This is a genomic window from Micromonospora sp. NRRL B-16802, from assembly GCF_001279555.1.
Taxonomy (GTDB): Bacteria; Actinomycetota; Actinomycetes; order Mycobacteriales; family Micromonosporaceae; genus Micromonospora; species Micromonospora profundi.
On record NZ_LGEB01000121.1, the window covers coordinates 120,464 to 146,158 of the forward strand.

General features: G+C 70.5%; 20 protein-coding genes. 13 read left to right on the forward strand and 7 right to left on the reverse strand.

Translation table 11 applies throughout. The annotated features are described in order from the left end of the window. Positions 1-47 precede the first annotated feature (47 nt). From ADK66_RS32510 to ADK66_RS28715, 6 genes are all read left to right on the forward strand, one after another. Positions 48-1,637: an ABC transporter substrate-binding protein gene (locus tag ADK66_RS32510; protein WP_053660834.1), complete on the forward strand. Its 1,590-nt coding sequence runs from the start codon at positions 48-50 to the stop codon at positions 1,635-1,637. Then, entirely contained in the window at positions 1,607-2,626 is a 1,020-nt protein-coding gene (locus tag ADK66_RS28695) for an ABC transporter permease (protein WP_231640236.1), read from the forward strand. The genes ADK66_RS32510 and ADK66_RS28695 overlap by 31 nt, the downstream gene beginning before the upstream one ends. Continuing rightward, the gene (locus ADK66_RS28700) at positions 2,619-3,497 is read left to right on the forward strand and encodes an ABC transporter permease (protein WP_053660835.1); all 879 of its coding nucleotides are present in this window, start codon (positions 2,619-2,621) and stop codon (positions 3,495-3,497) included. The genes ADK66_RS28695 and ADK66_RS28700 overlap by 8 nt, the downstream gene beginning before the upstream one ends. Continuing rightward, complete coding sequence (locus ADK66_RS28705; RefSeq protein ID WP_231640237.1) at positions 3,494-4,498, forward strand: ABC transporter ATP-binding protein; 1,005 nt, start codon at positions 3,494-3,496, stop codon at positions 4,496-4,498. Before ADK66_RS28700 ends, ADK66_RS28705 begins: the two co-directional genes overlap by 4 nt. After that, entirely contained in the window at positions 4,495-5,163 is a 669-nt protein-coding gene (locus tag ADK66_RS28710; RefSeq protein WP_053660837.1) for an ABC transporter ATP-binding protein, read from the forward strand. The genes ADK66_RS28705 and ADK66_RS28710 overlap by 4 nt, the downstream gene beginning before the upstream one ends. A 144-nt stretch (positions 5,164-5,307) precedes the next feature. After that, a complete protein-coding gene (locus tag ADK66_RS28715) occupies positions 5,308-5,901 on the forward strand; it encodes a sigma-70 family RNA polymerase sigma factor (protein WP_082377723.1) in 594 nt (197 codons plus the stop codon). A gap of 231 nt (positions 5,902-6,132) precedes the next feature. On the opposite strand, the gene ADK66_RS28720 is transcribed toward ADK66_RS28715, so the two are convergent. Further along, complete coding sequence (locus ADK66_RS28720; RefSeq protein ID WP_167944308.1) at positions 6,133-7,314, reverse strand: cytochrome P450; 1,182 nt, start codon at positions 7,312-7,314, stop codon at positions 6,133-6,135. A 326-nt stretch (positions 7,315-7,640) separates the two neighbouring features. On the opposite strand from ADK66_RS28720, the gene ADK66_RS28725 reads away from it, so the two are divergent. After that, positions 7,641-8,216 (forward strand): sigma-70 family RNA polymerase sigma factor, encoded by a 576-nt coding sequence (locus ADK66_RS28725; protein ID WP_053660839.1) that lies wholly within the window; start codon positions 7,641-7,643, stop codon positions 8,214-8,216. Between the two features lie 109 nt (positions 8,217-8,325). Here ADK66_RS28725 and ADK66_RS28730 read toward each other — a convergent pair whose 3' ends face one another. Beyond that, entirely contained in the window at positions 8,326-9,648 is a 1,323-nt protein-coding gene (locus ADK66_RS28730) for a BTAD domain-containing putative transcriptional regulator (protein ID WP_167944310.1), read from the reverse strand. A 507-nt stretch (positions 9,649-10,155) separates the two neighbouring features. On the opposite strand from ADK66_RS28730, the gene ADK66_RS28735 reads away from it, so the two are divergent. Then, positions 10,156-10,593: a thioesterase family protein gene (locus ADK66_RS28735; protein ID WP_197281671.1), complete on the forward strand. Its 438-nt coding sequence runs from the start codon at positions 10,156-10,158 to the stop codon at positions 10,591-10,593. A gap of 183 nt (positions 10,594-10,776) precedes the next feature. Then, positions 10,777-12,933: an MMPL family transporter gene (locus tag ADK66_RS28740; RefSeq protein WP_053660845.1), complete on the forward strand. Its 2,157-nt coding sequence runs from the start codon at positions 10,777-10,779 to the stop codon at positions 12,931-12,933. Positions 12,934-13,012: 79 nt separating this feature from the next. On the opposite strand, the gene gdhA is transcribed toward ADK66_RS28740, so the two are convergent. The 5 genes from gdhA to ADK66_RS28765 all read right to left on the reverse strand — a co-directional run bounded on the left by gdhA (position 13,013) and on the right by ADK66_RS28765 (position 20,096). Continuing rightward, a complete protein-coding gene (gene gdhA / locus ADK66_RS28745; RefSeq protein ID WP_053660848.1) occupies positions 13,013-14,359 on the reverse strand; it encodes an NADP-specific glutamate dehydrogenase in 1,347 nt (448 codons plus the stop codon). 282 nt (positions 14,360-14,641) lie between these two features. Further along, on the reverse strand, positions 14,642-15,649 hold the full coding sequence (meaB, locus tag ADK66_RS28750; RefSeq protein WP_053660994.1) for a methylmalonyl Co-A mutase-associated GTPase MeaB: 1,008 nt from the start codon (positions 15,647-15,649) through the stop codon (positions 14,642-14,644). Positions 15,650-15,660: 11 nt separating this feature from the next. Beyond that, on the reverse strand, positions 15,661-17,886 hold the full coding sequence (scpA, locus tag ADK66_RS28755; protein WP_053660850.1) for a methylmalonyl-CoA mutase: 2,226 nt from the start codon (positions 17,884-17,886) through the stop codon (positions 15,661-15,663). Continuing rightward, the gene (locus ADK66_RS28760) at positions 17,886-19,742 is read right to left on the reverse strand and encodes a methylmalonyl-CoA mutase family protein (RefSeq protein WP_053660996.1); all 1,857 of its coding nucleotides are present in this window, start codon (positions 19,740-19,742) and stop codon (positions 17,886-17,888) included. The genes scpA and ADK66_RS28760 overlap by 1 nt, the downstream gene beginning before the upstream one ends. A 123-nt stretch (positions 19,743-19,865) precedes the next feature. Then, the gene (locus ADK66_RS28765) at positions 19,866-20,096 is read right to left on the reverse strand and encodes a hypothetical protein (protein ID WP_053660852.1); all 231 of its coding nucleotides are present in this window, start codon (positions 20,094-20,096) and stop codon (positions 19,866-19,868) included. 169 nt (positions 20,097-20,265) lie between these two features. On the opposite strand from ADK66_RS28765, the gene ADK66_RS28770 reads away from it, so the two are divergent. The 4 genes from ADK66_RS28770 to ADK66_RS28785 all read left to right on the forward strand — a co-directional run bounded on the left by ADK66_RS28770 (position 20,266) and on the right by ADK66_RS28785 (position 25,617). Then, positions 20,266-21,558 carry a sensor histidine kinase gene (locus ADK66_RS28770; RefSeq protein ID WP_082377727.1) on the forward strand — a complete coding sequence of 431 codons (1,293 nt, stop codon included), beginning with the start codon at positions 20,266-20,268 and terminating at the stop codon, positions 21,556-21,558. Further along, complete coding sequence (locus ADK66_RS28775) at positions 21,546-22,205, forward strand: response regulator transcription factor (protein ID WP_053660854.1); 660 nt, start codon at positions 21,546-21,548, stop codon at positions 22,203-22,205. Before ADK66_RS28770 ends, ADK66_RS28775 begins: the two co-directional genes overlap by 13 nt. Positions 22,206-22,317: 112 nt before the next feature. Further along, positions 22,318-23,091 carry an ABC transporter ATP-binding protein gene (locus ADK66_RS28780; protein ID WP_053660855.1) on the forward strand — a complete coding sequence of 258 codons (774 nt, stop codon included), beginning with the start codon at positions 22,318-22,320 and terminating at the stop codon, positions 23,089-23,091. Between the two features lie 3 nt (positions 23,092-23,094). After that, positions 23,095-25,617, forward strand: a complete 2,523-nt coding sequence (locus tag ADK66_RS28785; protein WP_053660857.1) for an FtsX-like permease family protein — start codon at positions 23,095-23,097, stop codon at positions 25,615-25,617. Positions 25,618-25,695 lie beyond the last annotated feature (78 nt).

Sequence of the window (25,695 nt, forward strand, 5' to 3'; positions counted from 1 at the left end):
CCGACACCTAATGATCTCCCACACCACAGGAGCCTTCTGTGACCCGGATGCGTCCGATCCTCCGGCGCCTCGTGGCGTCGACCGCGGCCACGGGGGCTCTCGTCCTCGCCGGCTGCTCGGCCCCGAGCACCCCCGACGGTTCATCCGGCGGCACGACGCTTGTCGTGGCGACGTCCGACGAGCCGGACGCGTTGAACCCGGTGCTCAACTACGGCGTCGACGGCGCCTCGCTGATCTTCGACGGCCTCGTCGCCCGGGCCGCCGACAACCGGCTCGTCGCCGGCCTGGCAACCGACCTGCCGCTGCTGTCAGCCGACGGGCGCACAGTGACAGCGAAGCTGCGCGACGGCGTGCAGTTCCACGACGGCACGGTGTTGAGCGCACAGGACGTCGTCTTCACCTACCAGGCCGTCCTCGATCCGAAGGTCGACTCGACGCTGCGCTCCGACCTGGACATGGTCGAGTCGGTGACCGCACCCGATCCGGCGACTGTCGTGTTCAGGCTGCGCTACCCGTACGCGCCGTTCCTCCAGCGGCTCACCCTCGGCATCGTGCCGGCCAAGCTGCTCAGCGGCCAGGACATCAACACCGCCGGATTCAACCGGAAGCCGGTCGGAACCGGGCCCTACCGGGTCGACTCCTGGACACCTGGCGACCGGCTGGTGCTCACGGCCAACGAGCGCTACTTCGGCGGCCGGCCGGCGAACGACCGTTTGGTTGTCGCCTTCGTCGCCGACGACAACGTACGCGCCCAGCGGATGCGTGCCGGCGAGTTCGACGCGGCCGAGTTGCCACCGAAGCTCGCTTCCGTTTTCGACACCGATACCGCGTACCAGGTGCAGCGGGTGCCGACCGCCGACTACCGCGGCGTGATGCTGCCGTCGGGCAACCCGGTCCTTGCCGACCCTGCGGTCCGCCGGGCGCTCAACCTGGCAGTGGACAGGTCCGCGATGGTGTCCGGCATCCTCGGCGGCGCGGGCGAGCCGGCGTTCGGTCCGATCCCTCCGACCTCCGAGTTCGCCGAGCCCTCGATCATCGGCAAGCCGACAGCCGACACGGCGGCAGCGGGTGCGCTGCTCGACGCGGCCGGCTGGACCCCCGGCCCGGGCGGCGTACGCGTCAAGGACGGACGGACGGCCCGGTTCACGCTGATGTACCCGGCGAGCGACACGCTCCGCAAGGACCTGGCCCTGGCGGTGACCGCCGACGCGAAGAAGATCGGCATCGAGGTCACCCCGGCGGGGCTCACCTGGGACGCCATCGACCCGCGGATGAAGTCAGACGCCCTGCTGATGGGGTACGGCACGCCGTACGACCCGGACTTCGTCTCGTACAAGCTGTTCGGCTCGCGGTTCGCGGGGCAGGGCTACTTCAACCCCGGCTCGTACCGCTCGGAGGTGGTGGACCGGGCACTGCAGGACGGCCGCGACCAGTACGACCCGGCCCGCCGCAAGGCCGCGTACGCGCGGTTCCAGCAGCAGTTGGCAACCGACGTACCGTGGCTGTTCCTCACCTACCTGCGGCACACCTATGTGCTGAAAGCCTCGGTCCAGGGCGTGACTCCCCGTGTCGAGGCGCACGAGCACGGGGTGGCAAACAGCATCTGGTGGAACATCGACACCTGGACCCGCTCGTGACCCGCTCCCGCCGACTGGCGGGTGCGGGGGCGGTGGTCCGGCGTCGCCTCCTGGTCGCCGTGCCGGTGCTCCTCGCGACGAGCATCGGGATGTTCGCCCTCGGCGCCGCGTCGCCGATCGACCCGGCCAAGCAGTACGCGGGCGCGGCGGCCTTCACCACAAGCGAGGAGAACCTGGCGCAGATCCGCGCCAACTGGGGTGTCGACGATCCGCTGCCGGTGCAGTACCTGCGCTGGATCGGCAACCTGGTGCAGGGCGACCTGGGCTGGTCGACAAGCCGACACGAGCCGGTCGCCTCGGTGCTCGCCGCTCGGGCCGGCTGGACACTGCTGCTGATCGGCGTGGCGCTGGCCCTTGTCCTGGCCGGAAGCCTGCTGCTGGGCTCGTTGGCCGCGTACCGGCGAGGTGGGTTGTTCGACAGGGCGTTGCGGACGGCCGCCTACGCGGTGCAGTCGATGCCGGTCTTCTGGCTGGGCCTGGCCGCGATCGCTGTGTTCGCGCTGGCCCTGGGATGGTTGCCGGCCGGCGGGCTCACCGACGTGGCCGCCACCGGTACGTCGTGGTCCGACGTGGCGTGGCACCTGATCCTGCCGGTCGGCGTGCTGGCGGTGTCCCAGGCGCCGTGGTTCGTGCTGTTCGTCCGGGACGCGGTCGCGGAGAGCCTGCGCGACGACCACGTGCTCGCGGCGCGGGCGCGAGGGCTGCCCGGGCGGATCGTGCTGTTCGGACACGCGCTGCGGACGGCGTTGCTGCCGTTCCTCACCCTGGTCGGCACCCACCTGCCGGAACTGGTCGGCGGCGCGGTGCTTGTCGAGACCGTCTTCTCGCTGCCGGGGCTGGGTGCCGTCACGGTCGCCGCCGCGCTGGGCAGCGACTTCCCGCTGTTGGCGGCGATCACGCTCGTCACCACCGCCGTGGTGCTGGCCGCGAATCTCGCGACCGACCTCGCCTACGCCGCGGCCGACCCGAGGGTACGACTCGATGACTGACCTCGCTGCCCGACCATCGCTGCTCCGGGTGGCCCGGTTCCGGCCGCGACCGGGCCAGGCCGGTGCCGTTGCGGCCGGTCTCATCCTGCTCGTGGCCGTCGCCGGTTCGCTCCTGGCCCCGCTCGTCTGGCCGCTCGACCAGAGCGCTGTGGCGCTGGACCAGACCCGGCTGGCGCCGTCCTGGACCCACCTCGCGGGCACCGACGACCTCGGTCGGGACGTGGCACACCGGGCCGTCTACGGGTTGCGGGTCTCGCTGCTCGTCGGTGCGGTCGCCGCGCTCGTCGCCACAGTCCTCGGCGGCGTGGTCGGCGGGATCGCCGGTACGCTCGGCGGCCCTGTCGATCGCGTCCTGATGCGGATCGTGGACACCATCGCCGCGATGCCGCACCTGCTGCTGGGCATCTTCATCGTCGCGATGCTGGGTCCCAGCCTCGGAGCGGTGATCGCCTCGGTCGGCCTCACCCACTGGCTCTCCACCGCCCGCATCGTCCGATCCGAGCTGCTGAGCCTTCGTACCCGACCGTTCGTCGACGCCGCCATCAGCGGCGGCGCCAGCCGGCGCAGGGTCCTGCTGCGGCACCTGCTGCCGCATGTCCTGCCCCGGCTCGCGCTGGCCACCACTCTCATGATCCCGCACGCGGTGTGGCACGAGACCGCGCTGTCGTTCCTCGGCCTCGGCCTGCCGCCGCACCTCGCCTCACTGGGCAACATGATCAACGACGGTCAGGGGTCGCTGTTGACCGGCGCCTGGTGGGCAAGCCTGGCGCCGGGTGCGGTCATCGTCGTCGTCACCCTCGCCATCGCGGTCCTCGCCGCCCGCTGGCGCGACCGCCTCGATCCCCGGGTCCGAGCGGAGCTGCACCTGTGACCACCACCGAATCGGCCGTCGCCCCGGCACCGCCCCGCAACGTGGCCGGTCGGCCACTGCTCGCCGTGGACGGTCTCGGCGTCCAGTTCCGGCTCCGCGACGCGACCGTGCGCGCCGTCAGCGACCTCAGCCTCACCGTACGGGCCGGCGAACTGCTGGCCGTCGTCGGCGAGTCCGGCTGCGGCAAGTCCGTCCTGGCCCACGCCCTGCTCGGTCTCCTGCCCGGCAACGCCACTGTCACCGGCCACGCCGTGCTGCACGACCCCGATACCGACCCCGTCGACCTCGTCACCTGCGGCCAGCGCCATCTGGCCCGCAAGGTACGCGGCCGACGGGTCGGCCTGGTCCCGCAGAGCCCGGCCACCGCCCTGAACCCGGTGCGCACCGGGCGACGGCTGCTCGCCGAGACGCTGCGGGCGCACGGCCGGGACCGCCAGGACGCCGACCGGCTCGCGGCCGACGTCGGGCTCGACCCGGCGGACCTGGACCGCTATCCCCACGAACTGTCCGGCGGCATGGCACAGCGTCTGGTCACCGCGCTCGCGCTGGCACCGGATCCGTCGCTCCTCATCGCCGACGAACCCACCACCGGGCTGGACCGGCCGTTGGTGGACCACACCCTCGACCTGCTGCGCCGCCGCTGCGACAACGGCGCGGCAGTAGTGCTCATCACCCACGACCTGGCCGCCGCGCGCCGGGTCGCCGACACCGTCGCCGTCATGTACGCCAGCCGCGTCGTGGAGCACCGGGACACCGACCGCCTGTTCACCGCACCGGCCCACCCCTACGCCTCGGCGCTGCTCGACGCCCTGCCGGACCGGGCCTTCCGGCCGGTGCCGGGCGACCCGCCGATGCTCACGGCACTGCCCCCGGGATGCGCGTTCGCACCCCGCTGCCCACGCCGCGCCGACGAATGCGCGACCCGGCCGCTACCGACACCGGCCGCCGGCGGTGGCACTGTCGCCTGCCACCACCCCATCCCCACCGGAGCCGTCACGTGACAAGCGCGCAGCACCTGCTCGCCGACGAGGTGACAGTCGGGTACGGCCGTCAGGTCGTGCTCGACAGCGTCACTCTGCGGATCGACCGGGGCGAGACGGTAGGGCTCCGCGGCCCGTCCGGCAGTGGCAAGTCGACGCTGGTCCGGGTGCTGGCACTCCTGCACCGCCCGGACCGCGGCCGGGTCAGCATCGACGGCACCCCTGTCGACGCCGCCCGCTACTCCGTGCCGGTCGCTGTACGGACCCGCGTCGCCGCCCTCTTCCAGAGCCCCCGCGCCGCCGCCGACCCCCGACTGAGCATCACCGACCTGATCGCCGAACCGCTGCGCGCCACCCGTACGCCCGAACCGGTGGTCCGCGAACGGGTGGCCGAACTCGCCGACCTCGTCGGCCTCACCCCGGACCTGCGCGGCCGGCGGCCGCACGCGGTGTCCGACGGGCAACTGCAACGCGCCTGCCTCGCCCGGGCCCTCGTGCACCGTCCCGACTACCTGCTCTGCGACGAGGCCACGGCGATGCTCGACGCCTCCACGCAGGCGCACGTCGCCGCCGTCATCAGCGACTACCAGCGGACCCAGCGCGCAGGCGTTCTGGTCGTCACCCACGACCAGACCCTGATGGAACGCTGGGCCGACCGGATCGTCGACCTGTCCGGCCTCGTGTGACCTGGGTTACTCCGAGCGCTTGAGGGATTACGCAGAGCGATATTTCGGCCGGCCCACCTGAATCCTGATCCTCCCTGACCGTCGATGTCGACGAGGGCGTAGCGGCGCGCACGCAGCCGGCGCCGCAGCAGAGGAAGGGCATCGATGAGGCGGCACACCGACCACCGCGAGGCGGCGGGCGAGGCTCTGGTCAGGAGCATCTGGCAGAAACACGGCCGGGCGATCCTGGCGTACGCCGGCCAGCTGACACGCGACCACGCGGAGGCCGAGGACATCGCGCAGGAAGCCCTGGTCCACGCGTGGCGGCATCCGGACAACCTGAGTGGAACAAGGGACACCGTCCGAGCCTGGCTACTGGGCGTGGTGCGGACCATCGTCGCGGCTCGGGCCTGCCCCCGGCCGGCCGGAGCGCTCCGGGCTGCCGCGGTGAAGGACGCGGTGACCGACGACCACGCCGAGCATGTGGTCAACGCGATGGTGGTGACCGAGGGCGTACGCCGGCTGATGCCCAAGCACCGGGTCGTGATCGACCTCATCTACCTGCGCGGCTACTCGGTGGCCGACGCCGCCGCCGCGCTCGCTGTCTCCACGGCCACCATCACGACTCGCGCGTACTACGCCCTTCGGGCGCTGCAAGGGATGTATCCGGATCTGGCGCGTCCGGCAATCTACCCGCGACCGTTTGTCGAGGATGCACCGACTGACGCGTCACCGGCCGACGTCATGGTCGGCCGGTGACGCCTCTCAGACACGCACGGCCGGCTCCCGCCGAGACCTCTTCGTCTGAAACGCTACGGGCGCCGGTGCCGGACAACGAAATGCCACCAGACGAAGCCTGCGGTCCGCAGGGTCCAGACAGCCGCGATGGCAAGGAGCGTGGGCATACCCTGACCGACGCGGGTTCGAGGCATCCGTTCGCGGGTGTGAGGTGACGAACTCCCCGGCGGGCAGCACTGTCAGCGCAGGTCCTCAGCTCGACGTCACGAGCAGATCCTCCAGCCCGTGCATCAACGCGCTGGCCCGCCACCGGGGGGTGAACCCGTCGACCAGGCGCAGCTCAGGCATACGCGACACCAGCGTGGTGAGGGCGACCCGTGCCTCCAGGCGGGCGAGTGGTGCGCCGAGGCAGTGGTGGATGCCGTGGCCGAAGGCGAGGTGTGGGCTCCGCTCGCGTGCCGGCTCGAATGCGCCGGGCTCGGCGTACTGCCTGCCGTCACGGTGAGCGGCCAGGATGGACAGCAGAACAGTCGATCCGGCCGGGATCACCTGATCGCCGTACGTGACGTCTTCGACGGCCAGGCGGTGGGTCCCTAGTTGTACGGGGCTCTCGTGGCGCAGCGCCTCTTCGATGGCCTGTGGCAACCGGCCCGGGTCCGTGCGGACCGCATCCCACCGCGCGCGATCGTCGAGTAGCAGCCAGGCAGCGTTTCCGATGAGGTTCGCCGTTGTGTCGTATCCGGCAAGCAGCAGCAGGTACACCGTCGAGACGAGTTCGTCCTCCGTGAGCCGGTCGCCACCGTCCCGCTCGGCGATCAGGGCTGAGGTCAGATCGTCGCCGGGCTGCCGGCGCTTGGTGGCGACCAGGTCACGGATGTAGCCGATCATCCCGATCATGGCGCCCGGCAGCTCGTGGAAGCGGCTCGGACCCGCGACGATGACACTCGCCGACTCCATGAAGCTGCCCCGATCCTCCGCCGGGACACCGAGCAGCTCGGAAATGACAGTGATCGGGAGCGGGAGGGCGAATTCCTCAATGAGGTCGTGCGGTCCCGGCGTGGCGAGGTCGTCGATCAGCTGGTCGGCGGTGGCGGTGATGGCAGGCGTGAGACCTTCGATACGACGGGCGGTGAAAGCGCCCTGGAGCAGTCGGCGCAGGCGGGTGTGGTCCGGAGGGTCCACGGTGAGCATGTTCCGCGCGGTAGCGGCGTAGATGTCGGGAGGCAGCTGCGGCCGGAAGCCGAGCGGGGACAACAGGCCGTCCTTGACGAGGCGGGGATCGGCCAGAGCCTCGCGCACGTCGTCGTAACGGGTCAGAAGCCAACCGGTCCGTCCGTCGGGCAGTCGCAGCGGCGCGACCGGCCGTCGCTCACGGTATCCGGCCAGTTCGCTGTGCACGTCACCCCGGAAGAAGCCCAGAAAGGGCTCCCGCACCGACGGTTGCTGAGTTTGAGACTCCATACCTGTGTCGACGTAGTAGACGTCGACGAGTTCAGGCAGGTCCGGTATCCGTCAAGGCGGCTGCCGCCGGCCAGCCGTGGACCGCTGCTGAACTTTCTCGCCCGGCGCACGTCAGGCAGGACAACGATCTCGGCAGCCTCGGAAACTATCCATGAATAGTGAGTGAACAGCCGCCACGTGCACTGAAAATGCGCCCCGCTGGCCACTCACAACGAAGTAACTGGCAGTTAAGTAGATTTGCACTAGCCCCCAATAGCCTTGCGCCCCGAACCGCTGGAACTGCTAGGGGGGGACTCACCATGACCATCGCGACTGCGATCAGGGGCGCCGAGAAGCTCGACCGCGAGCGCGAGCCGACCGACGCGGAATCGCCAGCGTGCCGCGCCGAGGGCTGCCTCCAGGAAATCCACCGCAATAACGGCCGTGCCCTGCTGCGTTTCCTGCGGGGCCTGGTGTCGTCGGACGCCGCCCACACCGCCGAGGACCTGGTCCAGGAGACGATGCTGCGGGCCTGGCGCAGCATCGACGCGGTGCCGACCGAGCCCGAGTCGCAGCGTCGGTGGCTGTTCACCGTGGGCCGCCGGCTGGCCATCGACGCCTACCGGAAGCGGCAGTCGCGACCGACGGAGGTCGCCCTCTTCGACACCGAACCCGCCGGTTCCGGGAACGGGGCCGCGGAAACGGTGATCGCCAAGCTGACGCTCCAGCAGGCAATCGCCCGGCTGAGTTCGTCCCACCGAGCCGTCCTCGTCGAGTTGCACGTGAAGGGGCACTCCCTTGAGGAAACCGCCGCGCAACTCGACATTCCCGTAGGCACGGTCAAATCTCGTGCGCACTACGCCATGAAGCTGCTCCGTGACGCTTTGCGAGGTTGAATCACCTATCTGGCGGGCGGGATTTCAGACGCGTACGGTAAATCGGCGCAGTGGTCGTTTCTTGCGTCAAACGACGTAACGTTGACCGCTACGTAAACTCTCCCGCACGTCACGCCTTGTCGAGTTCCGAATCGGCGAGATCGACAACGGCGAGGTCTTGCAGGAAGTCCGCCCACACCTCGGCGGCGTTGTCGACCAACCGCCGTTCCGCGATGTCCATGAGCCCGGTAACGCTCGTCACGATGGCAGCCAACACCCCGTCGGAGCGCCGGAACAGTGACTGGACGAGTCGAACGATCTTCGGAGAAGGATATTCGAAACGGGTCACGACATCGATCTCGTCACCGAGAACCAGCTCGCGCAGGAACTTGATCGACACGTCCAGCTCCACAGGCCCCACGCCAGCCGACGCCAACTCCTTGATCGACAGACCGGCATCGGCGAGCGCCGCCCAGCGGGCCCGGATCGCATAGTCGAGATATCTCGAGCTGCGGACGTGCCCGTTGGGGCCGATGTCCTCGGCACCCACAGTGATCGACGCGGTATGAGTCACACCGTCGTAGCGGGATTGCAGCCCTCGATCGGGCGGAGCCACCTCGCGATGTCGTTCCGGGGTGGAGGTCCGCTGACGTCCCTCGTTCTCCTGCGGGGAGCTCTGCTGGAGCACTCGGCGGTACGCCGACTGAAGCTCGGGGCCAGGGTCGACTCCAAGCTCCTCCCGGAGCTTCCGGCGGAGCAGGTGATAGCGGGCGATGGCCTCCGCCTGCTGACCGGAGCCGGACAGCACCATCATCAGTCTGGCCTGGAGCCGCTCGTCGAAGAGGTGGTGCGTTGCCACGCGTCGCAACGTGCACAGGAGGGAACGACCGCCGTCCAGCAGGAGTGACAGATCGGCGGCGTCACTGGCGACCCCTGTGCATTCCTGGTCGACAGCGTTGAACGCCTCGAACTGCTCCGCCAGCAACTCCGGTGCGCCCGCACACGGTCCCCGCCACAGGTCCAGCGCCTTGGTGTAGGCCACCATCGCGGCATCGGGCCGCCCCGCGGCAACCGCCGAACGGGCCTCCAGCGCGAGCCGGCGAAAGGACAACAGATCAAGGTTCTGCTCGTCCACGAGTATGCGATATCCGGCAGCGTCGGAAGCGAGCCAGCGCCCCCTCGCCCGGGGCCTGATGTCCGGCTCGAACAGACGGCGCAGATCACCCACGTACCGATGGACGATGTTGACGGCACTCGTCGGCGGGCTGCTGCCCCACAACATGGAGATCACTTCCCCGGTCCCCACCGGCTGACCGCCACGGACGAGCAGGAGAGCCAGGATCAACCGCTGCTGACGAGGGCCCAGGTCGAGCTCCTGGCCGTGACGCCGCACTCTGATCGGGCCGAGGACCTCGAACAGCAACGGCGGAGATCGGTCACCGTCGTCAACCACTGATATACCTTCCTGCTCGTAGGCGCCCACGTTGCGACAGGTCGCCCTCAGTGGCGACGACCTGCCGACGGCACCGTCCTGGTTCCCGTTTCCGGGCCGATCCATCTTGTCGGCTCTGAGCCGCTGCCCGGCCCGCCGCACGACCGCCCCAGGGCGGCACACTGGCGTTCCGGACGGCAGCGGGCGACACAGACCAGGGCAACCACGATGTTGCTCCTCGTCCGCCGCACTCGGCGCGGTTGGACCCGGCCAGCCCTGATCCGCACAAGCGAGCCCTGACCCACCTCATATCGGACGGGCCGCATCGGCTCAAGCTGGGCCAGTGTAGCGCCGGCCGAACCCGACTCGGCCGCTGAACCCCCGGCGGTGCGAACCGCCCAGGTGGCCGCCGCGTACCAGCACGACGAGGCCGGGCCCGACGGCGTCCCCATTGAACCCTGCTGCCTCGCCCCCGTCAGCACAGGTCAGAGGGCTTCACTCGATGCCACCCCGACGATGGAGACGCCTGTGCCGCACTCGACACACATCATCATCCGCAGCGACGACATCGATTCGAACGGGCATGTTCGCGGCTCCCAGTACCTCAGCTACGCCGTACACGCCCGATGGTCCGCACTCGCCGAGGCGGGACTCTCGGTCAAGAAGCTCGCCGCGGCGGGCTTCGGGCCTGTGGAACTGGACGTCTCCATCAAGTACCGGCGCGAACTCATGCTCGGTGACGAGATCGACGTCGAGACGCGCTTCGAGTACCCGTCGCCGAAGATCGTCAAGGTCGTCCAGTCGACCATCCGCCGCTCCGACGGCACTGTGGCCGCCGAGGTGACAAGCCTGACCGGCCTGATGAATCTCACCGAGCGCAAGCTCGTCGACAACGCGGCCGCCGTCTGGCGCAGGTTTCTCCGTGAACCGTCCATCGTCGACCTGCCGCTCACCGAACAGCGTTGATGCTGTCGACGGTCCCGTTCAGCGGTGGCTGGCCCGGGCCGGGCGGCGCGGCGGCGAATTCGGTGGACCGGTTGGTGAACGTGCCGGGGCGTGGCCCGTCGGCAATGGCATGCGGTTGATTTCGAATCTGGACATGTTGGCAGGCGACTGCGCTCTGAAGCCCGACGCGGGAAGGTTCCGCCGGTGAACCGGACGCTTCACCGGATCGGCGCCATGTGCGCCGCGCGGCCCTGGCTGACCGTTTCCGCCTGGGTCGCCGTCCTGGTGCTGGCCCTCGGGTTGGCCGGCACCGTCGGTGGCACGCCCCGCGACGACTACGACGTACCCGGCACCTCGTCGCAGGCCGGCACGGATCTGCTCCGGGAGCGGTTCCCCAGCCTGTCCGGCACCGAGGCGCGGGTGGTGGTGCACGACCCGGACGGCGGCCAACTGGATCCGGCGCTGCTGGACCGGGTGATCGGGGAGCTGCGCGGCGTGGACCAGGTGGGCCTGGCCAGCCCGGCGCAGCCCTCCGCCGACGGGGACACCGCGATCATCGACGTCCGCTACACAGTGCCGGTGACCGACCTCGATGCCGACGCCATGGACCAACTGCGTGCCGCCACCGGGCCCGCGCGGGACGCGGGCCTCCAGGTGGAGTACGCGGGTCAGGTGCCGGAGGGTGAAAAGCCCAGCAGCCACACTGGCGAACTGGTCGGTGTGCTGATCGCGCTCGTCATCCTGATCATCGCCTTCGGTTCGGTGGTGGCGGCCGGACTGCCGATCATCGCGGCGCTGATCGGGCTCGGCATCGGCTCGTCGGGAATCCTGCTGCTGGCCGCGCTCACGAACATCGGCACCACAGCGCCGACCGCCGCCGCGATGGTCGGTCTGGGTGTCGGCATCGACTACGCCCTGCTGCTTGTGACCCGGCACATCGAGGGGCTGCGTGCCGGTCTGGAGCCACGGGCGGCGGCAGCCCGGGCCACCGCCACCGCAGGCCGGTCCATCCTGGTCGCCGGTGCGGTCGTGCTGCTGTCCCTGTTCGGGTTGGTCTTCTCCGGTCTCGCCGCGTACCGGACCTACGGGTACGCCACGGCGATCGTCGTGGCGACGGTGATGACGGCGGCTATCACGCTGGTGCCGGCGCTGTGCGCGATGAGCGGCCGGCGGATCATGAGTCGTCGGCGGCGCGTCGTCGATGCCGAGCCGCGGCAGCGGCCGCCGCTGACCGCCCGCTGGGCGCAACGGGTGGGACGACGTCCCGCCGGTTGGGCCCTGCTCGCCCTCGCGGTGCTGCTTCTGCTCGGCGCCCCCGCACTGACAATGCGGACCTGGCCCCAGGACGCGGGCAGCCAGCCCACCGAGAACACCGTCCGGCGGGCGTACGACCTCGTCGCCGCCGAGTTCGGGCCCGGCGCGTACGCCCCGCTCGTGGTGGCCGTTGACCTGACAGTGGTGCCGCAGGGCTCCCTGCCGGCGTTGCGGGACAGGATCGAGGCGGTGCCGGGTGTGGCTAGGGTCTCGCAGCCGATTGTGGCGCCCGATGCCACGGCGTCGGTGCTGACCGTGCAGTTGGCGTTCAGCCCGCAGGACGAGCGATCCAGTGAGCTTGTGGACAAGCTCCGCGCGGACGTGTTGCCGGACGGCGCGGAGGTCACCGGGGTCACGGCGGTCTTCGCCGACATCGCCGACCTGCTGGCCGAGCGGCTGTGGCTGGTGGTCGGCGTGGTGGTCGGTCTGTCGCTGATCCTGCTGACAGTGGTGTTCCGCAGCATCCTGGTGCCGATCAAGGCAGCCCTGGTCAACCTGCTCAGCGTCGCCGCCGCGTACGGGGTGCTGACAATGGTCTTCCAGTGGGGCTGGGGCAGCCAGTTGCTCGGTGTCGACCGAGCGGTGCCGGTCTCGACCTGGGTTCCGCTGCTGCTCTTCGCCGTCCTGTTCGGGCTCTCGATGGATTACGAGGTGTTCCTGCTCTCCCGGATCAGGGAGGAGTGGCTGGCCACCGGCGACCCGTTCCAGAGTGTGGTGCGTGGTCTGGCCGCCACCGCGCGGACCATCACCGCCGCAGCGTTGATCATGGTGGTGGTGTTCGCGGGGTTCATGACGAACGCCGACATCGTCACGAAGATGATCGGTGTGGGGCTGGCCACGGCGGTCGCCCTCGACGCCACTATCGTCCGGCTCGTCCTGGTGCCGGCGACCATGATGCTCTTCGGTAAGGCCAACTGGTGGCTGCCGGGGTGGCTGGACCGGCTGCTGCCGACCCTCGGGCGGGGCCGGGTCATGCCCGACGCGCTGGCTACTGAGGATGCGGCGACCGAGGCGAGCCGTCCACCGGAGCCGGTGAACGCCCGCTGATCCGGGGCCCTTCACCGTCCCGGGGGCAACAGCCCTCGGGACGGTGAAGGGCCGCGCCGGGTACGGCCGTGTCGACGCCTCAGATGAGGCCGTGGGCGAGCATCGCCTCGGCGACGAGCCGGAAGCCGTCGATGTTGGCGCCGGCGACGTAGTTGCCGGGCATTCCGTACTCGTCGGCGGTGGCGTGGCAGCGGGCGTGGATGGTCTGCATGACCTCCCGTAGCCGCTGCTCGGAATACTCGAAGGTCCACGAGTCGCGGCTGGCGTTCTGCTGCATCTCCAGCGCGCTTGCCGCGACTCCGCCGGCGTTGGCCGCCTTGCCGGGAGCGAACCGCACGCCGGCCTCGGTGAAGTTCCGGACCGCCTCCGGGGTGGTGGGCATGTTGGCCCCCTCCACCACTGTGGTGCAGCCACCCGCGATGAGGCTTAGTGCGTCGGTGCCCGTGAGTTCGTTCTGGGTCGCGCAGGGGATCGCCACCTGGCAGGGCACTTCCCAGATCGGGCGGCCGGCGACGAACGTGGCGTGCGGATACGCCTCGGCGTACTCGTCGATCCGTGCCCGGCGAACCTCCTTGAGGTGCTTGAGCACCTCGACGTTGATTCCCTTCGGGTCGTGGATGTAGCCGGAGGAGTCCGAGCACGCCACAACGGTGCCGCCGAGTTGGTGCACCTTTTCGATCGCGTAGATCGCCACGTTGCCCGAGCCGGAGACCACCACCCGCTTGCCGTCGAGGCTGTCGCCGCCGTCAGCGCGCAGCATCTCCTCGGCGAAGAACACCGCGCCGTAGCCGGTGGCCTCACGGCGTACCTGGGCGCCGCCGTAGCTGAGGGCCTTACCGGTCAGCACTGCGGACTCGTACCGGTTGGTGATCCGCTTGTACTGCCCGAACAGGTAGCCGATCTCCCGTCCACCGACTCCGATGTCGCCTGCCGGCACGTCCGTGTACTCGCCGATGTGCCGGTACAACTCGGTCATGAACGACTGACAGAACCGCATCACCTCCCGATCCGAGCGGCCCTTCGGGTCGAAGTCCGACCCGCCCTTGCCACCGCCGATCGGCATGCCTGTCAGCGCGTTCTTGAACAGTTGTTCGAAGCCGAGGAACTTCACGATCCCCAGGTAGACCGACGGGTGGAAGCGGAGACCACCCTTGTACGGCCCGAGGGCGCTGTTGAACTCCACCCGGAAGCCGCGGTTGATGTGGACCTCACCGCGATCGTCCTCCCACGGCACCCGGAAGATGATCTGGCGTTCCGGTTCACAGATCCGCTCGATGATCTTCGCTTCGGCGTACTCGGGATGCCTCTTCAGGGCCGGGGCCACGCTGTCGAGCACCTCTCGCACCGCCTGGTGGAACTCGCCCTCGCCAGGGTTGCGTCGCACCACGGACGCGAAGATCGATTCGAGCTTGTCCTGTATCAGCACTGTTTCTCCTCATGTGCGACCATGGCCCGGTTTGCCCCACGCCCGGAGACCCACGAGTCACCCACACGGCACGACCGAGACAAGAGCGCCGTTGCGTGAGCAACGACCTGCCCCGGCGCGACTGCTTCGGCGCGTTGAGCGGGAAGCCTCGGAAGGACGGGTCCACTCTCTGACCCTGCCCTGCCGGCGCTTCGTCGTCGTCAAGTCTGGCATTCCCAGTTGCTGGTAGACCGTCGGCTGCGCGGGTTGCCCAGGTGACGGGTGTGCCCCGCGACCTGCCGTTCAGTCGACGAGGTCCGGTGTGACTGTCGGATCGGCGAACCCGGCCAGCAGCCGCTCGGCGGCGACCGCCGGGGTGAGGGTCCCGGCGAGAACGTCGCGTTCGATCTCCGGCGTGAGGGCTCGCACCGTGGGATGGCTGCGGAGCCGGTCGAGGAGTTCGGCCCGCACCATCGCCCAGACCCAGCCGATCTGCTGACGTCGTCGCCGCTCGGCCAGCTCGCCGGACGCTGCCAAGGTGTCCTGGTGGTGGCGGATCTGCTGCCACAGCTCGTCGAGGCCGGTCTCCTCCAGGGCGCTGCACGTGACCACCGGGGGTTGCCAGCCGCTTTCGGGCGTATGCAGCAGCCGCAACGCGCCCGCCAACTCCCGGGCGGCCCGGCGTGCGTCGGTCTGGTGCGGCCCGTCGGCCTTGTTGACGGCGATGACGTCGGCGAGTTCCAGCACGCCCTTCTTGATGCCCTGCAACTGGTCGCCGGTGCGGGCGAGGGTGAGCAGCAGGAACGAGTCGACCATCTCGGCGACAGTGGTCTCGGACTGGCCGACGCCGACGGTCTCGACCAGGACCACGTCGTAGCCGGCAGCCTCGACCACCACTATCGCCTCCCGGGTGGCCTTGGCGACGCCACCGAGCGTGCCCGCCGTCGGCGAGGGCCGTACGAACGCGGCCGGGTCGACGGCGAGACGGGCCATGCGGGTCTTGTCGCCGAGGATGCTCCCGCCGGTGCGGGTGGACGACGGGTCGACAGCGAGCACCGCCACCCGGTGCCCGTCGCCGGTCAGCCGGCAGCCGAGCGCGTCGATGAACGTGGACTTGCCGACCCCGGGCACGCCGGTGATGCCGACCCGGCGGGCGCCCCCGGCGTACGGGGTGAGCGCGGCCAACAGCCCCTGCGCCGCCCTGCGGTGGTCGGCTCGGGTCGACTCGACAAGGGTGATGGCCCGCGCGATCCACGCCCGCGAACCCGCGCGCACCCCGTCGACGTACGCGTCGACCGGAGGGGTGCGCATCGCGGCGCCGCTCACGCGCCCGGGTGGCCGAGCCGCCGGGACAGCTCGGTGAGCAACTCCCGGGCCGCCTCGGCGATCACGGTGCCGGGCGGGAAGATCGCCGCCGCGCCGGCCGCCCGCAACGCGTCGAAGTCCTGCGGCGGGATCACGCCACCAACGATGATCATAATGTCGTCGCGGTCGAGCGCGGCCAGTTCGTCGCGCAGCGCCGGCACCAGCGTGAGGTGCCCGGCGGCGAGGCTGGACACCCCGACGATGTGCACGTCGGCCTCGACAGCCTGACGGGCCACCTCGGCGGGGGTCTGGAACAGCGGACCCACGTCCACGTCGAAGCCCAGGTCGGCGAACGCCGTGGCGATCACCTTCTGGCCGCGGTCGTGGCCGTCCTGGCCCATCTTGGCCACCAGGATGCGGGGCTGGCGGCCCTCGGCGACGGCGAACTCCGCGGTGGCGGCGCGGACGCTCTCGATCGCCGAGACAGCGCCGGCCTCGTCCCGGTACACGCCGGAGATGGTACGGATCTGCGCGGCGTGCCGCCCGTACACCTTCTCCATCGCGTCGGAGATCTCCCCCACCGTTGCCTTCGCCCGCGCGGCGTCCACCGCCAGGGCGAGCAGGTTGCCGTCCAGGCCCGGCCCCCGCGTGCCGTCGAGCGCGGCACCGGCCGCCCGGGTCAACGCGTCCAGGGCCGCCACGCAGGTCTGCTCGTCGCGCTCCTCGCGCAGCCTGCGCAGCTTCTCGATCTGCTGCGCGCGTACCGACCGGTTGTCGACCTTGAGGACGTCGATCGGCTCGTCGGCGTCCGGGCGGTACTTGTTGACGCCGATCACGGGCTGCCGGCCGGAGTCGATGCGCGCCTGCGTACGCGCGGCGGCCCCCTCGATCCGCAGCTTCGGGATGCCCTCGTCGATGGCCCGGGCCATCCCACCGGCGGCCTCCACCTCCTGGATGTGCTTCCAGGCGCGGGCGGCCAGATCGTGGGTGAGCCGCTCCACGTAGGCGCTGCCGCCCCACGGGTCGATGACCCGCGTGGTGCCCGACTCCTGCTGGAGCAGCAGCTGGGTGTTGCGGGCGATACGCGCGGAGAAGTCGGTCGGCAACGCCAGCGCCTCGTCCAGCGCGTTCGTGTGCAGGGACTGGGTGTGCCCCTGGGTGGCGGCCATCGCCTCGACGCAGGTGCGTACCACGTTGTTGAACACGTCCTGGGCGGTGAGCGACCAGCCGGAGGTCTGGCTGTGCGCCCGCAGGCTCAACGACTTCGGGTTCTTCGGCTGGAAGTCGCGGACCAGGCGGGCCCACAGCAGCCGCGCCGCCCGCAGCTTCGCCACCTCCATGAAGAAGTTCATCCCGATCGCCCAGAAGAACGACAGCCGGGGCGCGAACGCGTCGATGTCCAGGCCGGCGTCCCGCCCGGCCCGCAGGTACTCCACGCCGTCGGCGAGGGTGTACGCGAGCTCCAGGTCGGCGGTCGCCCCGGCTTCCTGGATGTGGTAGCCGGAGATGGAGATCGAGTTGAACCGGGGCATCCGCTCGGAGGTGAAGGCGAAGATGTCGGAGATGATCCGCATCGACGGCTGCGGCGGATAGATGTAGGTGTTGCGGACCATGAACTCCTTGAGGATGTCGTTCTGGATGGTGCCGGAGAGCTGCTCCGGCGCCACCCCCTGCTCCTCGGCCGCGACGATGTACAGCGCCAGCACCGGCAGCACCGCGCCGTTCATGGTCATCGACACGCTCATCCGGTCCAGTGGGATGCCGTCGAAGAGCTGCCGCATGTCGTAGATGGAGTCGATCGCCACCCCGGCCATGCCCACGTCCCCGGCGACCCGGGGGTGGTCGGAGTCGTAGCCGCGGTGGGTCGGCAGGTCGAAGGCGACCGACAGCCCCTTCTGACCGGCGGCCAGGTTGCGCCGGTAGAACGCGTTCGACTCCTGCGCCGTGGAGAAACCCGCGTACTGGCGGACGGTCCACGGCTGCGTCGTGTACATGGTGGGGTACGGGCCCCGCAGGTACGGGGCGATGCCCGGGAACGTGCCGAGGAAGTCCAGCCCGTCCCGGTCGGCAGCGGTGTGCAGCGGGGCGACGTCGATGCCCTCAGGCGTCTGCCAGGTCAGCTCCTGCGGGTCGCTGCCGGTCTCGGCGCGCACCGCGTCATGCCACCGGCCCAGGTCCGCGTCGGCAGCGGTGGCCGGCCCGCCCAACTCGACCTCGGAGAAGTCGGGAATCCCCACGCCCATCACGCCACCTCCAGGTCGTCAAGCGTCGTCTCCAGCACCGCGACCGCGTCGCAGCCCGCATACAGGTAGCCCTGCACGCCGGAATGGTCGGCCGGTTTGCCGGCGAGCCACACCCGGTCCGCGCCCGCGTCGATCAGCGCCTGCGCCACCGCCTCCGCCGACTGCGCGTACAGCCGGTCGGTGGAGCACAGGCAGGCCACGCGGGCGCCGCTGGCGGTGAACTCGGCGGCCAGACGGGCCGGATCGTCGGTCCCGACCGGCGGCCGGACGGTCGCGATCCCACCGGCGGCGAAGAGGTTCGCGGCGAACCCGGCGCGGGCGTTGTGCGCGGCCTCCGGCCCCAGCGTGGCGAGGAAGACAGCGGGCCGCGTTTCCGTGGCGGTCGCGTGGGCGTCGGCGCGGTCCCGCAGCGACTCGTACGCCTGCGCGTACCGGCGTCGGGGCAACCCGCCACCCGACGGGGCCGGCGCGGGCGGGCGGGCCGGCACCCGCTCCCCCAGGTCGGGAAACTCGCTGACCCCGGTCAGCGGGTCCCGGCGGTGCGCCAGGTTGTCGGCCCGCCGCTGCCAGGTCGCGGCCAGCCGGTCGGCGACCAGGCCGCTGTCCAGCGCCGCAGCCATCCCGCCAGCCCGCTCGATCTCGGTGAACCACGTCCAGGCTGCCCTGGCCAGTTCCTCGGTGTACCGCTCGACGTACCACGAGCCGCCGGCCGGGTCGATCACCCGACCGACGTTCGCCTCCTCCAGCAGCAGCGACTGGGTGTTGCGGGCGATCCGGCGGGCGAAGCCGTCCGGCAGTCCCAGGCAGTGGTCGAACGGCTGCACTGTCACGGCGTCCGCGCCACCCACGCCAGCGGCGAAGCAGGCAAGCGTGGTGCGCAGCATGTTCACCCACGGATCGCGGGCGGTCATCATGGCCGTGGAGGTGACGGCGTGCTGGCGTTGCGCGCCGTGCTCCGGCACGCCGCTCACCTGCGCCACCCGTGCCCACAGCCGGCGGGCCGCCCGCAGCTTCGCGATCGTGGCGAACTGGTCGGCGGTGGCCGCGTACCGGAACTCCAGCTGGCCGAACGCGGCCGGCACGCCCAGCCCGGCCGCGGTGAGATCCCGCAGGTAGGCGACGCCCGTCGCGACGGCGCAGCCGAGTTCCTGCGCGTCGGAGGCACCCGCGTCGTGGAATGCCGTCGCGTCGACAGTCAGCGCCCGCAGCCCCGGGAAATCGGCGGCGCAGGTGCGGGCCCACTCGTCCGCCGGGCCTTCCCACCGCTGCCCGGTGCGCGCCAGCCACCCGAGCGGGTCCACACCGAGGTTGCCGCGCACCTCGGCTTGCGGCACCTGCCGCTGGTTCAGCAACGCGAACCACTCCGGCACCGCCTCGACCGCGGCGGCCCCGGCGTCCAGCACGACAGCGGCCAGGTCCAGGTAGACACCGTCCAGCACGGCCGCCAACCCGGCCGGCGGCAGGCCGTCGTCGCCGAGCACCAGCCACAGGGAGGTGGCGCCGTTCTCCAGGTCCGCGACGACAGCCTCGGCGGTGACCTTCGGGTCCGGGTCGGCGTGCCGCTGCCGGAGGTCCCACCCGGCCGTCACCGCGCCGGCCGCCCGGGCGCCCCTGGTGTACGGGAACAGCCCCGGGGGCCCGGGCATCGGCGTCGGATCGTCGCCCGCGTACAGCGGCGCCAACGTCACGTCGTCGTAGCCGCTGTGGGCCAGCAGATCCTCGACCGCGTCGGCCGGGGTGTCCTCACCGGCGAGCCCGGCTTTGCGCAGCACCCCCAGCGCCAACCGTTGCCACTGCTCACGCGTGGCGGCAGGGAAATCGGAAGCGAGGGGAAGCGTCTCTGACGGCACCGTCATGCCGGGATGGTAGAGGCAGCCGGGCGCCACCGCACCGAAGGTGTGACGACATCAACTGAGCCGCCGGGAGGTCGTCCTTCGACGGTTGACGATGGTGTTGTGCCTGCTTACGGGCCTTCAGGCCTACGCGCGGTGCCGGTAGTGATGCACGACGAGCCCGACAGCGGCGGCCAGGGTGATCAGTCCGAAACCGCCACCGACGAACACGTTCTGACCCGTGATCGACATGGTCGCGTTGATGACGGCGCTGACGATCAGCACCAGCCACAGCACGGGACGCAGCAGCTTGCGCCGGTCGGCGCTGTCGGACGTGCTGCCGGTCGCGACAGGGGCGGTGCGGTTGTGGTCTGTCATGACTACTCCCTCAGTGGTGGTTGACGACTGATGGCAACGCTATGCCGAAGATCAATCAGCGACGATCCAGCCACCAGGCCAACCGAGGTACAGCAGGCTGTACCAATGCGCCCCGACGAGGCCGGATCCGCATTCGGTCGCCTATCGTCTCTGCCGGGGAGGTGCGCACATGCAGGGCGAAGACGCCGGTTCCACAGTGCGGGGGCCGGCCGGACCGGAGCGCGGGCACGCGGTGCGCCAATATCTCCGGGAGCGCGTACGGATATCTGTCGACGCTCTTGAGCACCTCGTCGGTGGCCTCGGTACGTCGATACTGGCGCTGACGGCGTTCCTGCTGTTGTCAGTGGTGGCGCTCGCGTGCGTGGTCGGCGTCGGCTTCGTGGTGGTCCCGTCGGTGTTGAAGGTCGTGCGGTCTGCCGCCGACCGGGAACGCGCCCGACTGTCGCGGTGGGCGTTCGACCTGCCCATGCCGCCGCCGGTTCCTACCGGACTGCGCGCCGCCTTGCGCGACCCGTGGGTGCGCCGCGAGTGCGCGTTCGTGGCCCTCCACGGCACGTTCGGGTTCGTACTGGGCGCTGTGGGGCTGTCGTTGCCGCTCACCGCCGTACAGAATTTCCTGTTCCCGCTCTACTTCTGGATGCTGCCGCCGGACATGGGCGGCCCCGGCTTCATCTACTGGCGCATCGACGGGCTGCTCGACGCGCTCGTCGTCGCGTTGATCGGCGTCGGCTGGCTCGCCGTGGCCGTCGCGCTCGGTCCGCGGATGGCCGACCTCCAGGCGCTGCCGGGGCGACGGTTGCTGGCGCCGCCGCGCGACGTCGACATGTCGCTGCGCATCGCCGAGCTGACCGCCACCCGCGCGGGAGCGCTCGACGCGCACGCGGTCGAGCTGCGCCGCATCGAGCGGTCCCTGCACGACGGAGCGCAGAACCGGTTGGTCGCGGTCACCGTGCTGCTCGGCGCGGCACGTCGCGCGCTTGCCCGTGACCCGGCGCAGGCGGCGCAGGTGCTGGACCGGGCGCAGGACGCCGCCGAGTTGGCGCTCGCGGAACTCCGTACCGTGGTGCGCGGGATCCTGCCGCCGGTGCTCGATGATCGTGGGCTCGCCGGTGCGCTGCACGGCCTGGCTGCCGGCTCCGCCGTGCCGTGCACCGTGGAGGTGGACCTGCCGGGCCGATGCGCCGCGTCGGTCGAGGCGACGGCGTACTTCGTGGTGGCGGAGGCGTTGACGAACGTCGCCCGGCACAGCGGTGCCAGCGCGGCGGCGGTCACCGTCGGACTTACTGCCGGCCGGCTGCACCTGTCGGTGTCCGACGATGGCCGTGGCGGTGCCGACGAGGGCCACGGCTCGGGTATCAGCGGCATCCGCCGGCGGGTCGAGGCTCACGACGGCCGGTTCACACTGACCAGCCCACCCGGTGGGCCGACAACGATAATCGTGGAGCTGCCGTGCGGATCGTGATCGCCGAGGACGACGCCCTGCTGCGGGAAGGGCTGGCCCTGCTGCTGCGGGCCGAAGGGCTCGACGTGGTCGCCACCACGGACTCACCGGACACGTTCCTGTCCGCTGTGGACGAACTCCGGCCCGACGTGGCGATCGTCGACGTCCGGATGCCGCCCACCCACACCGACGAGGGCATCGTGGCCGCCGTCGAGGCCCGACGCCGTCACCCCGACCTCGCGGTGCTCGTCCTTTCGGCGTACGTGGAGCAGGCGTTCGCCACCGACCTGCTCGCCGAGGGTGCGGTACGGCTCGGCTATCTGCTCAAGGAGCGGGTGGGTCGGGTCGAGGAGTTCCTGGGCGCGCTGCACCGCGTCGCCGGGGGCGGCACTGCCATCGACCCGGAGGTCGTCGCCCAACTGTTCGCCCGCAGCCGCTCCGACAGCACGCTGAGCCGGCTCAGCGTACGGGAACGTGACGTGCTCACCCTGATGGCGGAAGGGCTGGGCAACACGGCGATCGCGGAGCGGCTGTTCGTCACCGAAGGGGCAGTGCACAAGCACATCCGCAGCATTTTCGCCAAGCTCGGCCTCGCACCGGACGACCGCGCCGACCGGCGGGTGACGGCGGTCCTGCGGTATCTGAAGGACACTCAGCGCCGGATGTAGTACAGCCTGCTGTACCCCGGTTGGCCCGCACGCTGGATCGCTCATTGATGGCCGCCGCCATAGCTTTTCCGTGTACTCGAAACTGTCGAGAATTACGGAAAGGCTGAGACTCATGGCCGTCAACGTTGGACGATCCGCCGAGACGGCGGTCCGCGTCGGACAACTCACCCGCACCTACGGCACCGGCCCACAGGCGGTCACCGCGCTCGCCGGCGTCGACGCGGAGTTCCACCGCGGCACGTTCACGGCGGTGATGGGACCATCCGGTTCCGGCAAGAGCACCCTGTTGCAGACCGCTGCCGGCCTGGACCGGCCCACCTCCGGGCAGGTGTGGATCGGCGCCGAGGAATTGTCGCGGCTGTCGGAGACGAAATTGACGAAGCTGCGGCGCAGCCGGATCGGTTTCGTCTTCCAGGCTTTCAATCTGATCGGTGCGTTGAACGTCGAGGAGAACATCCTGCTGCCTCTGCGGCTGTCCGGCGTCCGTCCCGATCCCGCGTGGCTCGAGCAGGTGATCGGGCGGGTCGGGTTGGCCGACCGGTTGCACCACCGTCCGGCCGAGTTGTCAGGTGGGCAGCAGCAGCGGGTGGCGATCGCCCGGGCGCTGGCGACCCGCCCCGAGGTGATCTTCTGTGACGAGCCGACGGGTGCGTTGGACACGCAGACCGCGTCGGAGGTGCTGTCCCTGTTGCGGTCGGTTGTCGACGAGACACAGCAGACGGTGATCATGGTGACCCACGATCCGGTGGCGGCCTCGTACGCCGACCGGGTGATGGTCCTCGCCGACGGCCGGATCGTGCACGACACGCCGCAGCCGGGTGCGCAGCGGATCGCCGAGCAGTTGGCGCTGCTCGGACGCCGTCAGCTCGCCACGCAGGGGAGCTGAACCATGCTGAGACTGGCCGCACGGATGCTGCGCCACCGGATCGGAAGCGCGGTCGCCACCCTCCTCGCGCTCACCGTCGGCGTCATGATCCTCATGTCGATGGGCCTGCTCGTCGAGTCCGGAATGCGCTACGAACCCACACCCCAGCGGTACGCCGACGCCGACATCGTGGTCGCGCAACGCGAGATCAGCATCACGGGCCGGGAACTCGACGGTCAGACCACCACTACCACTGTGCCGCTGCTGGCAGGCGGAACGGTTCCGGTCACGCTCGCCGAGCAGTTCCGGCAGGTGCCGGGGGTGCTGTCGATCGCCGTCGACCATTCGTTGCCGGTGGTCGTGCCGACTGCGGCGGGGCAGGAGACCGTCGCGCACGGTTGGAGCAGCGCCGCGCTGACGCCGTTCCGGATCGTCGCTGGAAGCCAGCCGGCCGCCGACGACGAGGTCGCCGTCGACAACCGCATCGCTACTGTCGCCGGCGCCGAGGTACGCCCTGGCGACCGGATTCCGGTGCTCGTCGCCGGTGGCGTCCGCGAGTACCGGGTCAGTGGCGTCGTGGAACGCGCGGTCGCCGGCGACTGGCCGTCCGCGCTCTTCTTCACCGACAACCACGCCGCAGCGCTGAGCCCGCAGCCGGGCCGCGCCGGGGCCATCGGGATCATCGTGGCCCCCGGCGCGGACTCCCCCGCCACGGTCACCGAGGTACGACGGCTGGCCGCCGAAGCCGGGGCGCACGTCTACACCGGCGCCGAACGCGGGAAGCTGGAACAGTCCGAAGCCCTTGTGGCACGCGAAATGCTCATCCAGCTCGGCAGCATCTTCGGCGGCTACGTCGCGGGGCTCGTTATGGTCGTCGTCGCCGGAACCGTCGGGCTGGCGGTCCGCCACCGCCGCCGCGACCTCGCCCTGCTGCGGGCGGTCGCGGCGACGCCCGGCCAGGTGAGGCTGATGATCCTCGCGGAGGTCGTACAGCTGAGCATCATCTCGGTGGTGCTGGGCGTGCCGGCCGGACTGCTCGTGACGAACTGGGTGCACAGGCAGTTGGTCACGCGCGGGTTCATTCCGGACGGCTTCCCGATCAGCGGCGGCATACTCTCCGCCGTGGCGGTGACAGCGGCGACGCTCCTGGTGGCCGCAGCGGCGGCGTTGCTCGCCGCCCGCCGCACGGTGCGCATTCGCCCGACCGAGGCACTCGGCGAGGTCGCCGTGGAGTCGTCCCGCAACAGCCGGATCCGGTTCGTCGCCGGCCTGCTGACGCTCGGCGCCGGTGTCACGCTCACCATGCTCACCACGGCCGTCCGCGGCCAGGCCGCAGTGGGCGCCGCGCTCGGCATGCTGTACGTCTTCGTCCTCGCCGCCGCCCTGCTCGCACCCTGGATCAACAGGTACGCCGCGAGGGCGCTCGGCCCGGTGCTGCGGGCGGTATGGCGCGACAGCGGATATCTGGCCGCCGCGAACCTGCGGGCGAACGCGCAGGGCATGGTGACCGTGCTGACGGCGCTGGTGCTGTCGGTGGGCTTCGGCGGTTCGGTCTGGTTCCTCCAGGACAACCTGCAACGACAGACGATCAGCCAGAGCCGGGACGGGATGCTCGCCCAACAGGCGTTGGTGTCGGCGGTCGGGCTGCCGGAGACCGCGGTGGCGGACGCCCGCAAGGTGCCCGGCGTCGTCGCCGCGACGGGCATCCGGCGTACCGAGGTCATCACCCGCGTGCTGGGCGAGCCCCAGGCCGTCGGCGCGCAGGGCATCGACATCGAGGGCGTCGACAAGACCATGGACCTCAAGGTCACCGAGGGCAGCCTCGCCGACCTGCGCGGCGCGACAGTGGCGTTGTCGACCCTGCAGGCGTCGTCGCAGGGGGCGAAGCTCGGCGATCAGGCCACGATGTGGCTGGGCGACGGCACCCAGTTGACGTTGCGGGTCGTCGCGCTCTACGAACGCGGGCTCGGCTTCGGCGACGTCACCCTCAACCGGGAGACTGTCAGCGGCCACACAGCGACGAACCTCGACGACCAGGTTCTGATCCGGACCGAGGCCGACGCCGACCTCGCCGGCCTTGTCGACAGTTACCCGGGCAGCGGTCTGATCGATACGAGCGCCGTCAACGGCCAGTTGGAGAAGGACCTGGCGCTCAACGCCTGGCTGAACAAGATGCTCATCGGCGTCATGGTCGGTTATGCCGCCCTGGCAGCCGCCAACACGATGGTGATGGCGGCGCTGGCCCGGGGCCGCGAGCTGGCTCTGCTTCGTCTGGTCGGAGTTACCACGCGCCAGGTCAAGCGGATGGTGCACGCCGAACAGGTTGGTCTGCTCGGCACGTCACTGCTCGTCGGCGGCATCATCGCCGCTGTCACGTTGATCTCGGTGGTCCGGACGCTGACCGGGCAACTGGTGCCCTACGTCCCGACGGTCGGCTGGATGTCGATCATCGGAGGCGCCGCTCTGCTCGCGCTTGCCACCACAGTCCTGCCCATCGGCGCGCTCCTGCGTACGCCTCCGGTGAACGGCATCGGGATCAAGGAGTGAACGCCGGCGGCACACGGCGCTCCAATCGGGTGCGCGACGGGGGCGTCCGAATGCTCGAGGTGTTGTCCGCCGGCCGAT